Raw genomic sequence first — 12,875 nt, 5'->3', positions numbered from 1 at the left:
ATATGATATGACTTTGGTAAAACTTGAAACTGGTGGACTGGTATGCCCATTTCCGTTGATTGATGCGAAGAAGAAAATGGCTGAATTAGCTGTTGGAGATGAGTTGTTGATTGCTTTCGATTGTACGCAAGCAACGGAAAGTATTCCAAACTGGGCTTCAGACAATGATTATCCTGTAACTCGCTTTGACCAAGTCGGTCCTGCTTCTTGGGAAATTGTGGTTCAAAAACGTTGAGTTAGCTAAGCGAGTCGATAAAATTTAAAGGTCAGTTTTGGTAATGAAAATATCCTATGGAGTACTATTTCTAGAAAAATAATAACCTTCGAGTGGTAGAGAGACTCGAGTATTAGAAAGGATCCTCCCGAAAAAATTTGTAAAACTATTGAAAATAAACCACTTTTTTATTGCCTCTTACGAATAGATAGGTGGAGGTAAAAAAATGTATAACAAAGTAATTTTAATTGGACGTTTGACAGCAACACCTGAAATGGTTAAGACTGCTAGTGACAGGTCTTTTACACGTGTCACAGTTGCGGTTAATCGTCGCTATAAGACGCAAAATGGTGAGCGTGAGGCTGATTTTATCACAGTAGTGGTTTGGGGCCGTTTAGCTGAGACATTGGCATCTTATGCTAGCAAGGGAAGTTTAATTTCTCTTGATGGTGAGCTTCGTACCCGTAAGTACGATAAGGATGGCCAAACCCATTACGTTACTGAGGTGCTTTGTTCCTCTTTCCAACTTCTGGAGAGTCGTGCTCAGCGTGCTGTTAGGGAAAATAATCCTGATAATGACTTGGCTGACCTGATTTTAGAAGAAGAGCTTCCCTTTTAGTTTATCCTTTGTCTAGCTATCTAGGTCTCCTATCTTTGAAGTCACCTCTCCAAAAAAAATCATTATCTTATTCCATACCTTGTTTTGAAGAATTGTTGGAGATAAAACATTAAACACCTGTTAGACTAATAAACAGTAAAATTAGATAAGACTTAGGATGATAGGAGTTTAAAAGTATAGATAGAGTAGAGAAAGTTATTCGAAAAACCTTAAAATGCAGATATAACATGGTTTTTTGCTATTTGGTTAATTAGCCAAAATAGTGTACACAATTAACAGTTCTTTCTCATTTATGTCATTGTTTTATTACCAATTTTTAAATTAAATGATAGAGGTTTCGTGATAAACTATAGGTGGGTAAGGAAAAGCTATAAAAGTTACTTTTATAGTAGGCATTATTTGTTTGGAAGGAAAGTATGAAATATCACAACTATAATACTATGCTTGCAATTGTTTGAGACAGTTACATTTTAGTTTATTGTTGTGAGGCTTATAGGTCGATTCAATGATTTCACAGACAATTGACTGTGACACTCCGACTGACATATAAATTAGGATGTTAAGTGGTCGTTGACTTTTCGTCTAGCCTTGGGAGAACACATTGGTGTGATTTCTAAGACTCACCAAACTATTGTGTTTGAAGCTAGGATGATTCGTCTTAGCTTTTTTTTGTACCCTTTAGAAAGGGAATGTTTTTCTTATGCTATAATAGAAGGACTAAGCGAGACGCCATCTCGTAAATCTTGGAACAGGAGTAAGACTAATGCTTGACTATAGCCAAGAAGAGAAAGAGATTTTTATGTCTGAGGCTCTTAAGGAGGCTCAAAAATCTCTAGATAAAGCAGAAATTCCAATTGGTTGTGTTATTGTTAAGGATAGAGAAATCGTTGGTCGTGGGCATAATGCGCGTGAGGAGCTCAACCAAGCTATTATGCATGCGGAGGTCATGGCCATTCAAGAGGCCAATAGGACAGTGGGCAACTGGCGTTTGTTAGACTGCACCCTTTTTGTGACTATTGAACCCTGTGTCATGTGTAGTGGAGCCATTGGTCTGGCGCGTATTCCCAAAGTTATCTATGGAGCATGTAATCAAAAATTTGGTGGTGCAGGTAGCCTTTATGATATCTTAAGAGATGAGCGTCTCAATCATCGCGTAGAAGTTGAGACTGGTGTCATGGAGGCGGACTGTGCTAAGATTATGCAAGACTTTTTCCGCCAGAGCCGCGAACGCAAAAAAGAAGCCAAACGATTGGCTAAATTAGAAGTCGTGCAAGATATGTAAAGACAAAATGCAAGCCAAAAGAGCTTGCATTTTTCAATAGGAGATTAGAGGGAGTCTTGTTTTTTTGAAGGATCTTTAAGTCACTCTTCCTTAGTCTTATGTTTTTCTTGTTCTCTTGTCAAAAGAAAAATAGGCATGAAGAGTATAAGTGTCCAAAAAGCTGACTTCAAATTAGTGTCAATAATTGGTGTTCCTAATCGTTCATGAAAGATTAGGTTGATTAGGAGTATGAGAAATAGGCTACTGATAATTCCAGCTAAAGCGATTTTTACGAGTAAATAGTTGTTCATTTTAGGGAATTGATTAGCAGTAGTACCATTTGTTTGATTTCTTGTAAGCTTCATAAGTTATCATTCTCAAAATCTTGGAGATGTCAGTTGAAGTTAAGTTCTTTTATTAGTGTTTGAGATTGCAGAAAGATTTACCCGCAGCATAGCTTAGATCATAAGTCAGTTTTGCGCCAGCAATTCCTACTGAAATAGCAGCCCAAGGAACTGTACCACCTGATACGATTTCGAGTTCTTGAGTAGTCATTTTCTTACGGTTGTTGATTGTTTCAGTCATTGTTCTTATTGTCCTTTCTTCTTATCGAGCAGTATCCATTCAATAAAGTCAGTTATGTCACTAGCTTTTGGTGCTTTCCTCAAGCTGCGGATTTATTATAAGGTGAAGAGAAATAAAAAAGTAGTGACATTTCTGATACTATGGCATTGCTAGGGTTTATCAAAGTTTATACTGATGAAAGAAAATAATGAGCTTCGATGAGGGATAATCCTATCTAGTCTTGTCTTAAGTTTCCTACTTGCAATCACTTCGATTTATGGTATAATATTTCTCGGAGCAACATCTGTGCGTGAAGCGGGTCAGGGGAGGAATCCAGCAGCCCTAAGCGATTTCAGGTGTGTGCTCTTTTTTTGTGTCGAGGAGGATTTATGGCCAATTTTAGTGTTTTTAAAAATCAAGAAAGCCTTTTTGCTTGTCCTATTTGTCAGGCTTCAATGCATTTGGACCAGTCTAGCTTGGTTTGTCAGAATAGGCATACCTTTAATATCGCCAAGCAGGGCTTTGTCAATTTTTTGAGACAGAACAAGGGAGATAAACACTATGATATGGCTTCTTTTGAAAATAGGAGTCAGATTCTTGCGGCAGGCTACTATGATTCCATCCTGGAGGTGATTTCCGAGCGTTTGCGTGACCTTCCTAGACATTCGCATGTTCTAGATGTTGCCTGTGGTGAGGGCTATTACAGCCGTCAGTTGGCTTTAGCATTTGACAAAGATTTCATGGCCTTTGATTTGTCTAAGGACTCCATCCTTCTTGCGGCTCGTCAAAATCCTCAGAAAAATGTGGCATGGTTCGTTGGTGATTTGGCTAAACTGCCCTTGCGTGAGCACAGTATAGACCTGATTTTAGATATCTTTTCACCAGCTAATTATCAAGAATTTGGACGACTTTTGACTGATCAGGGGTTGATTTTCAAGGTTATTCCTCATGAAGATCATCTTAAAGAGTTTCGCCAACTATTACCGGAGGTGCATGCTTACTCTAATCAGGATGTTGTGGAACATTTCCAGGAATCCTGTGAACTTTTGGAGCGTGTGACTATTGTCAGGACTTGGTCTATGCCACCAGAACATGTTCAAACATTTGCAGAGATGACACCTCTTTTCTTCCATGTTGATAAGAACGGTTTAAATTTGTCCTCGGTGACGCAATTGACAGTTGCAGGAGAGTTACTGATTGGTCGTATTAAAAATGATAAGTAATCCTAACGGTTGTTGGGATTTTTTTGATGGGAAAATTTCTTGGTTAGTTTGTTTGATTTTCTTAAAAGATATATGATAAAGAATAAGAAATCTTGAGTAATGAGTAAAAAGGCTTTGATGAATAACGTTTATAAGAATTACATTTTTGATTTTTATGGAACCTTGGTTGATATCCTAACCGATGAGAAAGATCCTGCGTTATGGGATAAATTAGCCCAACTTTACCAAGCTTATGGGGCGAATTATAAGGGTGAAGGTCTTAGAAAATCTTATGCTAAGCGTGTGGCACTGGCTCGTGAGGAGTTAATAGAGCTTAAAGGAGTTGCGTATCCAGAAGTTGACTTAGCTCACATTTTCAACCAGCTTTATGTAGATGGTCGACCTCAGTCTAGTTGCCTTCATCAGCTAGAGGATTGGGGCCAATTGATAGCTATAGTCTTTCGCGTCTTATCTCGTGTAAGCGCTTATTAGTTTATCCGCATACCAAGGAGGTTTTGACCTTTCTAAAAGATCAGGGATGCCATCTTTATCTCTTATCTAATGCTCAAGCAGCCTTTACGAACGCCGAGATTGACCTAATGGAGTTAAGATCTTGTTTTGATACCATTTATTTGTCTTCTGATGCGGGTATCTGTAAGCCTCAACCAGAATTTTTGAAGCAAGCTCTAGATGACTATGGGTTGAACCCATCTGAGACTGTCATGGTGGGAAATGACTTGACGACGGATATTGCTGTAGCTAAAGCGGTTGGAATTGATGGAATCTTGTTGAATACTTTCCCTTATTCTCGTCAAGAGCTGGAGACATCCCCAATCAAGCCAGACCGAGTGATTACAGATATAGAGGATCTAAAGACAGTTTTTACATAAAAATACATTCGATTCGGCAAAAGTAAAGACAATTATCAGAATTTTTGGTATAATAATTCCTAACTTTATGTGAATGGAGAATCTCATGACTGCACAAAAAATGTCTGCACAAGAAATTATTGCTTTTATCGGTAATGCAGAAAAGAAAACAAATGTTAAAGTAACTTTTGAAGGGGAATTGGCAACTGCTGTTCCAAGTTCTGTCACTAAGCTTGGTAATGTTCTTTTCGGTGACTGGAAAGATATCGAGCCACTTCTTGCAAATTTGACGGAAAATAAGGATTATGTTGTGGAACAAGATGGCCGCAACTCAGCTGTTCCATTGCTTGATAAGCGTCACCTTAATGCCCGTATCGAGCCAGGTGCCATTATACGTGACCAAGTAACGATTGAAGACAATGCCGTCGTTATGATGGGGGCTGTAATCAATATCGGAGCGGAAATCGGTGCAGGTACTATGATTGATATGGGTGCTATCCTTGGTGGTCGTGCTACTGTTGGTAAAAACAGCCACATTGGTGCGGGTGCAGTCCTTGCTGGCGTGATTGAACCAGCTTCAGCAGAGCCAGTACGTATCGGTGATAATGTGCTTGTTGGTGCTAATGCTGTTGTGATTGAAGGTGTTCAAGTAGGTAACGGTTCAGTCGTTGCCGCTGGCGCTATCGTTACTCAAGATGTCCCTGAAAATGTGGTTGTAGCAGGTGTTCCAGCTCGCATCATCAAGGAAATCGATGAAAAAACACAACAAAAAACAGCACTCGAAGACGCTTTGCGTAACTTGTAATATATTGATAGTAGAGGCCCGTAAGGCCTCTATTTCTAGATTCTCTATAAAATAAATATAAATAAAAAGGACAAAAACATGACACTTGATTTAATCAAAATCAGACGAGACCTTCACCAAATTCCCGAAATTGGTTTGGAAGAATTTAAAACGCAAGCTTATCTCTTAGAGCGTATTGCTGAAATGACTGAAGGTAAGGACTTTGTGGAGCAACGTACTTGGCGTACAGGAATCCTTGTTTTTCTTCATGGTTCTGCGCCTGAGAAAACTATTGGTTGGCGTACAGATATTGATGGTCTACCAATTGTAGAGGAAACAGGTCTTGACTTTAAATCTATTCATGAAGGTCGTATGCATGCTTGTGGTCACGATATTCATATGACAACAGCGCTTGGTCTCTTGGACCAGATGCTTCAAGTACAGCCTAAAAATAACATGCTCTTCCTTTTCCAGCCAGCTGAAGAAAATGAAGCTGGTGGTATGCTTATGTATGAGGATGGTGCCTTTGGAGATTGGTTGCCAGATGAGTTCTATGGGCTCCACGTCCGTCCAGATTTTAAGGTAGGAGATATTGCTACAAATACGAATACCCTTTTTGCAGGAACTTGTGAAGTACTCGTTACTTTCAAAGGTAAGGGAGGTCATGCCGCCTTTCCACACGAGGCCAATGACGCTCTTGTAGCAGCTTCTTACTTTATTACACAGGTACAAACTATTGTTAGTCGTAATGTTGATCCTATCCAAGGAGGCGTAGTTACCTTTGGTTCTTTCCATGCAGGAACGACCAACAATGTTATCGCTGAAACAGCAGAGGTCTATGGTACTATTCGTACTCTTACTCAGGAAATGAGTCTCCTCATCCAGAAGCGCGTTCGCCAGATTGCAGAAGGCGTAGCAGCTAGCTTCGGTATGGAAGTGGATATCATGTTGAAACAAGGTGGTTATCTCCCTGTGGAAAATAATCCAGCCTTGGCTAAAGAGTTGATGGCCTTCTTTGATGCTAGTCCAGCGGTGAACTTGATTGATTGTTTGCCAGCTATGACGGGCGAGGATTTTGGTTATTTGCTTAGTAAGGTTCCTGGTGTCATGTTCTGGTTGGGGATTGATACGCCATATGCACTTCACCATCCTAAGATGAGTCCAAACGAAGAAGCTCTTGCTTTTGCAGTGAGTGAAATTGGTAAGTTCCTTAAATACAAGGCAGAGGATTAATGATAGTTGACAAAGCTAAAAAAACTACCAAATCTGATTTTTGGTAGCTTTTTTGATATGATAAACCTATGAAAAATAAACTTAGAAAAACGGTCTTGTCTCAGTTGACTTCACAAGAACCTGAGACTAAGGCTGAGATAGATAAAAATCTTTTGGAGAAATTGATTGCCTTACCTGCTTATAAAGATGCCCAGGTGATTGCGACCTATCTGGCTTTTCCGCATGAATATGATACCAGTCTCTTAATCAAGCAGGCCTTAAAGGATGGTAAGCGTCTTTTGATTCCCAAAACCTATAAACAAGGTCAAATGATTTTTGTGGATTACGATCCAGATAATCTTGTTGCAACCTCTTTCGGCTTGATGGAACCTGCCTCTGATTTGGCAGTGGAAAAATCAGAGATTGATTTGATTCATGTGCCGGGAGTAGTTTTCAATGCTGAAGGCTATCGTATTGGTTACGGAGCAGGTTACTATGATTGCTATTTGTCTGATTTTGAGGGGGAGACAGTTAGCACGGTTTATCCCTGTCAGGAAATGGATTTTATTCCATATAGCCATGACATCGCCGTTAGGGAGGTTATTACATGCAAGTAAATGAATGGAAGAAATACCCTGCAACCTATCTATTATTGGGGCTCACGACGCTGACTTTTATCTGTCAATATCTTTTAAATAGCTTTCAAGCGACGTCACCTCTTAGTCTCTTTAAGATGGGAGCTATGTTTGGGACCTTCGTTCAATACAATCCCTTAGAACTTTGGCGTCTTATAACACCTATTTTTGTCCATATAGGTGTCGAGCATTTTCTTTTCAATATGCTTACCCTTTATTTTATGGGGAGGATGGCTGAACAGATTTTTGGTACTCTACGTTTTCTAGGGCTTTATTTACTAGCTGGTGTTATGGGAAACGCCTTTACCTTGCTTTTTACACCTAATGTTATTGCAGCTGGTGCTTCGACCTCCTTGTTTGGCCTATTTGCGGCTATTGTGATTCTTGGTTATTATAGTCACAGTCCCTTACTCAATCAGTTGGGCCGTAATTATTTGGCTTTGATTGTTATTAACTTAATCTTCAACCTATTTACACCTAGTGTTGGGATTACAGGTCATCTCGGTGGTTTAGTTGGAGGTGCTCTGGCAGCTATCTTTTTGGCCAATAAGGTTGAAAGTCGCCTATTTAGTAAGGGGTGGCGCTTCACTTCCTTTTTAACCTACGTTACACTCTTGCTAATTGTTCTAGGCTTTACTTATCTTTAAATTAAATGAAAAATCCATCGAATCTAATATTCGATGGATTTTATATTAGCCTTTTTTAGTGGGTTTGCCTTCAAGTTTGTGGCCCAATTCAATAAGGTATTGCTTAAGGTCATCTTTAATTTGAGGGTGTTTAAGTGCGTAATCAATAGACGTCTTCATAAAGCCAAATTTGTCACCGACATCATAACGATCTCCTGTAAATACACGAGCAAAGACGGGTTGTGTTTTGTTAAGAGTATCGATAGCATCAGTCAATTGGACTTCATTCCCAGCACCTGGTTCTTGATTTTCTAAGATACCGAAAATCTCAGGTGTCAAAAGGTAACGTCCGATGATAGCAAGATCACTCGGTGCATCTTCTGGATTTGGTTTTTCAACGAAAGTTTCAACGCTGTAACGTCCATTTTCGCCTTTACCCTGAGGAGCGATTATACCATAAGCAGAGACTTCTTCATGAGAAACAGGCATAACCGCAATAGTAGATGCATGTGTCTCCTCATAATCGTTGATAAGTTGTTTAGTCAAAGGTACCGCTTTGTCGTTAGTAATATCCATGAGGTCGTCACCAAGCATGACAACAAAAGGTTCATTTCCGACAAATGCTTTGGCTTGGAGAACAGCATCTCCGAGACCACGTGGGTGACTTTGACGGATAAAGTGGAGATTAATAGAAGTGGTGTCATTAACCAATTTCAACAAGTTAGTCTTACCTTTTTGTTCCAAGTTATATTCTAATTCGAAGTTTGAGTCAAAATGGTCTTCGATAGAGCGTTTTGATTTACCGGTAACAACCAAGATATCTTTAATACCAGACTTAAGAGCTTCTTCAACGATAAATTGGATGGTTGGTTTGTCAACGATTGGCAACATTTCTTTGGCCAATGCTTTAGTAGCTGGTAAAAAGCGTGTTCCAAGTCCTCCAGCGGGGATGATAGCTTTTCTAACTTTTTGATTTTTCATGAGAACTCCTTAGATTTTTTATTTTTTATCCCATTCATTTTCAGAGCGCAATTCATTGGACATCATATTGAGAATAGATTCCTTGATATCAGCACCCTCATAGATAGATTTGTAGATTGCTGTTGTAATTGGCATGTAGACGCCAAGTTCTTGAGCGATTTCGTAGGCAACCTTAGTGGTTGAAATTCCTTCGATAACCATACCCATGTTACGTTCAATGTCTTCTAGTTTTTCGCCACGACCAAGCGCATCTCCGGCACGCCAGTTACGTGAATGGATAGAAGTTCCAGTAACGATGAGGTCGCCAACGCCAGATAGACCGCTGTAAGTCAAAGGGTCAGCTCCGAGTTTTACACCAAGACGAGTGATTTCTGCCAGTCCTCGAGTAATTACGGCTGCCTTAGCGTTGTCTCCATAGCCCATACCATGGAGAGCACCAGCACCGACTGCGATAATGTTTTTAAGGGCACCGGCTGTTTCAACACCAATCACATCAGAGTTAGTGTAGAGACGGAAATAGCTATTACTAAAAATACCTTGGACATACCTTGCTGTTTCAAGGTCCTTAGATGCTGCTGTAATCAGGGTGATGTCACGAACAATAGTTTCTTCAGCATGACTTGGGCCAGATACAACGACAATCTCACTTCGCATTTCCGAAGGAATCTCCTCTTCAAGGATTGTAGAGAGGCGTTCGTGTGTTCCTGGTTCCAAACCTTTTGAAGCATGCATGACAACAACTTTGTGGTCTAAAAGTTCGGCAACTTGCTTAGCAACTAAGCGAGTGACCTTAGTTGGAACAACAAAGAGAATAGCATTAACACTATCTAGGGCTTCAGATAGCTCTTTGTAGGCTTTAATGTTTTCATCCAAAATCACATCTTTAAAATAGCGGGTATTGGTATGTTTTTCGTTGATTTCATCAATTTGTTCAGGGATGTTTCCCCAAATACGGACCTCGTGTCCGTTATCGTTGAGTACCTGAGCGAGAGCTGTTCCCCAAGAACCAGGGCCCAAGACAGCGATTTTTTGTTTTTTCATCATTCGGTCTCCCTTTATGTCCTTTCTAACAAAGCAGAAAAAGACTATATTCTTTCTCATTATAGCATAAGAAAAGCGAGTTTGTCTTGTCCGCTCTGTTAGGAAGATTGCTGGCTATTTATTTTTTAGCCAATTTTTAGCAATGTGGCCCCCAATGAGAGCAGCCATAAGAGTTCCGCCAATCAGGATTAGAGCATGATTGGCTGTGAATGGGACCATAACTTGGTCTACATAATCTTGTGTTTTGCCTTTAGCTAAGAGTTGTGCACTGTAGGCTTTAGGAGCTAGCCACATGGTCACTATAGGTGCCAAGTTTCCCAGAGAAAAGACCATATAGGAAAGTAGATTTACTTTATCATTCTCATAGTTCTCATAGTTGCCCTTCTTGGCGAGTAAGTCAGCGCCAAGGCCAGCCAGCAAACTTGGAAGGAAGGTTAGGACAAAAGTGACCAGAGGTAAAGAAGAAGATGGACATGAAGAGACCAAGGCAGGTAACATCTCCAAATTGTTTGGTCTTTTGGATTAGCCCTAAATAAACCCAGCCCGAAAAGATAGCCACCAAGGCAGGTGTGTGGTACATGTTTTTGACTTTAAAAAAGATTAAATCAATCGCAACTGCAATGGTTAGGCATATAAAATACAGTAGAAGAGCTCGACAAGTTTGTTTGATAAATATCTTTTGACGCATCTAGCCTCCTAATCGATGTGAGTTGTTTTGGTTTTATTGAGCCAAGAGTATGCCAAACCAATGAAAATACCGCCACCAATCCAGTTGCCGAAGAAAACGATTACCCACTGATGTAGAATATTTGCTAATGTGAAATTGTCCACAGCATCACGGACACCGTTGAAACCGAGTAACATGAAAGATGCAAAGTTTGCAATCAAGTGTTCATTCACCAAAAAGACAAACATGAAGATAGCTGATAGGGCAATGAAAATCTTGGCAGACTCTTCTTTGAGGAGCATATAGCCCAAGATAGCAAGGTTGACGAACATATTAGCAGTAATACCTTCTGTAAAGTTCATCCAATCTGTTTTTCCAAGCTTAGTTGAGACAGCAGTTACCAAGAAACTCTTATCTGTCAGATGATTGAAAGAGAAGGATTGGTTGAGGAACCAGGCCAAGATAAGGACACCAACAAAATTAAAGAAGGTACAGTAGAGGAGGATGGTAAAAACCTTACTCCATTTGATTTTACCATAATAGGCACCACTAGTAAGGAACATCATGTTTGAAGTGGCTAACTCTCCGTTGAAAATGAGAACGAAGACCAATCCGGATAGCAAAGATAAAGGCAAAGACGAAGCGAGAAAGAGCTGGGCTAGCTGCACCAATAATATCAGCGCCAATAATTCCTACAGCAGTTGACATGGTAAGATAAACGCCTGCAAGCATAGAACGTAAGGCATAGCGACCAAGGCTTTCGTTAAAGAGAGCTTCTTTTTAGCGCAAGCAGCAAAAACTTTTTCTTGGAATTGAGACATAAGTTTACCTATAAGTAGTGTGACATGGAGCATGAATAGATACATATGCTCGGGTGAATGTTAATCTAAGATGACCATGAAAAAAGTTAGGATATTTTGTCCCAACTTTTCCAAGTCTTAGTATGAGGACGCTCCAGATGTGGCATCTGCGGCTGGCGATGCATCGCCAGCGTGACCACTAGCATTTGATGCTCCAGATGTTGCGCCGCTACCGCCATGGCTAGTTGCAGCCGGTGCAAAAGAACCGCTTCCTCCGACAAGGCGTTGACCAGTTGTTTCGAGATACCAGTCAAGCCATGGTTTAAAGTTAAAGACGATTTCATTGATTCCTGCATAAGAACCATCATCATAGTACATAGCTTGATAGTTATGCGTATTGATAACTCCTTCAGGCGAACCAGGTACAATTGTACGCACATATTCTTGGTTGCCGTTACAAAGGGTACCGATAACCCATTCCACATTCTTCATACGAGCTGGTGGAAGTGAACCGTGAACTGTTGACATACGGCTACCTGATTGAGGTGGTACACGTTTAGCTAACATGGTATCAGGATCTTGATGGGCATTATTGTAGTAGAGGAACTGGTTGTTATCATCGGCATAGGTTAATTCAAACGGCATAACCTTGAGGAACATGTCAATTTGGTTAACCGTCAAAATACCGTGATCTAGTTTAACATAAGTATCACCAGATACTGCACCAGTGATCTCAGCTACTTTTTCGACCCATTCTGGATCGTCAGGATCAACCTCGGTAACAGTTGTAGCGATTGGTTTGTCACAATCCAAGTCTTCAGGTTCAATTGGTTTTGGTTTTTTCAATTTAGAAACCATTCCTACGTATTGGATGAAATTATCTAAGCATTGTTCAAGGAAGTTAATAGTACCTTCATTGGTAATGTTAGCCTCAAGGTCAAAGGCTTCTTTGGCTTTTCCAAGCAAGAATTCATTACCCGGAAGAGTATAAGCATTGACGCCAGGTGCTTCAAGGATTTTACGCAAATGCACTTGGGCACGTGAAGTTCCTTGGTCGTAGTAAGAAGCACCAACAATCATAACTGGTTTGTTTTCAAATGGGTGCACTTCGAATGAGAGCCATTCTACTAATACTGACTTAAGTGCTGCAGAGATAGTGTGGTTGTGCTCAGGTGTAGCTATGATAACACCATCAGCGCGTGTAATTTTGTTATTAAGTAAGCGAAGTTGGAAACTTTCATCCCATTTTTCATCTTGATTAAACATAGGGACTTCATCAATTTCTAAAACTTCAAGTTCAAATTTAATTTTAAAATGTCTTCTGATAAATTCGAGAAGTTTACGGTTATATGATTGATCATAATTTGCTCCAACAATTCCAACAAATTTCATAGTTTATA

At 40.0% G+C, this 12,875-nt stretch carries 13 protein-coding genes, 1 other RNA gene and 3 pseudogenes; 10 read left to right on the top strand and 7 right to left on the bottom strand.

The window, feature by feature from the left end; genetic code table 11:
• Positions 1-7: 7 nt before the first annotated feature.
• From E3C75_RS00995 to tadA, 3 genes are all read left to right on the top strand, one after another.
• The gene (locus E3C75_RS00995; RefSeq protein ID WP_011226611.1) at positions 8-235 is read left to right on the top strand and encodes a sulfurtransferase TusA family protein; all 228 of its coding nucleotides are present in this window, start codon (positions 8-10) and stop codon (positions 233-235) included.
• Between the two features lie 205 nt (positions 236-440).
• The gene (locus tag E3C75_RS00990) at positions 441-833 is read left to right on the top strand and encodes a single-stranded DNA-binding protein (protein WP_011227579.1); all 393 of its coding nucleotides are present in this window, start codon (positions 441-443) and stop codon (positions 831-833) included.
• A 763-nt stretch (positions 834-1,596) separates the two neighbouring features.
• Positions 1,597-2,115: a tRNA adenosine(34) deaminase TadA gene (gene tadA / locus E3C75_RS00985; protein WP_011681675.1), complete on the top strand. Its 519-nt coding sequence runs from the start codon at positions 1,597-1,599 to the stop codon at positions 2,113-2,115.
• Between the two features lie 80 nt (positions 2,116-2,195).
• Here the strand turns inward: tadA and E3C75_RS00980 are convergent, their stop codons facing one another.
• Positions 2,196-2,459 carry a hypothetical protein gene (locus E3C75_RS00980; RefSeq protein ID WP_011681674.1) on the bottom strand — a complete coding sequence of 88 codons (264 nt, stop codon included), beginning with the start codon at positions 2,457-2,459 and terminating at the stop codon, positions 2,196-2,198.
• 52 nt (positions 2,460-2,511) lie between these two features.
• A complete protein-coding gene (locus E3C75_RS00975; protein ID WP_014621998.1) occupies positions 2,512-2,679 on the bottom strand; it encodes a class IIb bacteriocin, lactobin A/cerein 7B family in 168 nt (55 codons plus the stop codon).
• A gap of 268 nt (positions 2,680-2,947) precedes the next feature.
• On the opposite strand from E3C75_RS00975, the gene ffs reads away from it, so the two are divergent.
• The 7 genes and pseudogenes from ffs (at position 2,948) to E3C75_RS00940 (ending at position 8,007) form a co-directional block, all read left to right on the top strand.
• An RNA gene (gene ffs, locus E3C75_RS00970) (signal recognition particle sRNA small type) lies at positions 2,948-3,033 on the top strand.
• A 14-nt stretch (positions 3,034-3,047) separates the two neighbouring features.
• Entirely contained in the window at positions 3,048-3,881 is an 834-nt protein-coding gene (locus E3C75_RS00965; protein ID WP_011681672.1) for a putative RNA methyltransferase, read from the top strand.
• A gap of 114 nt (positions 3,882-3,995) precedes the next feature.
• A pseudogene (locus E3C75_RS12085) lies at positions 3,996-4,750 on the top strand (HAD family hydrolase).
• Between the two features lie 85 nt (positions 4,751-4,835).
• Positions 4,836-5,534, top strand: coding sequence for a 2,3,4,5-tetrahydropyridine-2,6-dicarboxylate N-acetyltransferase (gene dapD / locus E3C75_RS00955; RefSeq protein WP_002951996.1), 699 nt, complete (start codon positions 4,836-4,838; stop codon positions 5,532-5,534).
• 78 nt (positions 5,535-5,612) lie between these two features.
• Positions 5,613-6,746, top strand: a complete 1,134-nt coding sequence (locus E3C75_RS00950) for an N-acetyldiaminopimelate deacetylase (RefSeq protein ID WP_002951995.1) — start codon at positions 5,613-5,615, stop codon at positions 6,744-6,746.
• Between the two features lie 68 nt (positions 6,747-6,814).
• On the top strand, positions 6,815-7,342 hold the full coding sequence (locus tag E3C75_RS00945; RefSeq protein WP_111679732.1) for a 5-formyltetrahydrofolate cyclo-ligase: 528 nt from the start codon (positions 6,815-6,817) through the stop codon (positions 7,340-7,342).
• Positions 7,333-8,007, top strand: a complete 675-nt coding sequence (locus tag E3C75_RS00940) for a rhomboid family intramembrane serine protease (protein WP_084826159.1) — start codon at positions 7,333-7,335, stop codon at positions 8,005-8,007. Before E3C75_RS00945 ends, E3C75_RS00940 begins: the two co-directional genes overlap by 10 nt.
• Before the next feature lie 45 nt (positions 8,008-8,052).
• On the opposite strand, the gene galU is transcribed toward E3C75_RS00940, so the two are convergent.
• From galU to E3C75_RS00915, 5 genes and pseudogenes are all read right to left on the bottom strand, one after another.
• Complete coding sequence (gene galU, locus E3C75_RS00935) at positions 8,053-8,967, bottom strand: UTP--glucose-1-phosphate uridylyltransferase GalU (protein WP_111679731.1); 915 nt, start codon at positions 8,965-8,967, stop codon at positions 8,053-8,055.
• A gap of 18 nt (positions 8,968-8,985) precedes the next feature.
• Positions 8,986-10,008: an NAD(P)H-dependent glycerol-3-phosphate dehydrogenase gene (locus E3C75_RS00930; protein ID WP_011226601.1), complete on the bottom strand. Its 1,023-nt coding sequence runs from the start codon at positions 10,006-10,008 to the stop codon at positions 8,986-8,988.
• Positions 10,009-10,122: 114 nt separating this feature from the next.
• Positions 10,123-10,696: pseudogene (locus tag E3C75_RS12080) on the bottom strand (MptD family putative ECF transporter S component).
• Between the two features lie 8 nt (positions 10,697-10,704).
• A pseudogene (locus E3C75_RS00920) lies at positions 10,705-11,496 on the bottom strand (formate/nitrite transporter family protein).
• A gap of 117 nt (positions 11,497-11,613) precedes the next feature.
• A complete protein-coding gene (locus tag E3C75_RS00915) occupies positions 11,614-12,867 on the bottom strand; it encodes an NAD(P)H-dependent oxidoreductase (protein ID WP_100273185.1) in 1,254 nt (417 codons plus the stop codon).
• Positions 12,868-12,875 lie beyond the last annotated feature (8 nt).

The organism is Streptococcus thermophilus, from assembly GCF_010120595.1.
Taxonomy (GTDB): domain Bacteria; phylum Bacillota; class Bacilli; order Lactobacillales; family Streptococcaceae; genus Streptococcus; species Streptococcus thermophilus.
The sequence above is the reverse complement of the archived record's forward strand: the minus strand, read 5'-3'. Positions and strand labels throughout refer to the sequence as shown.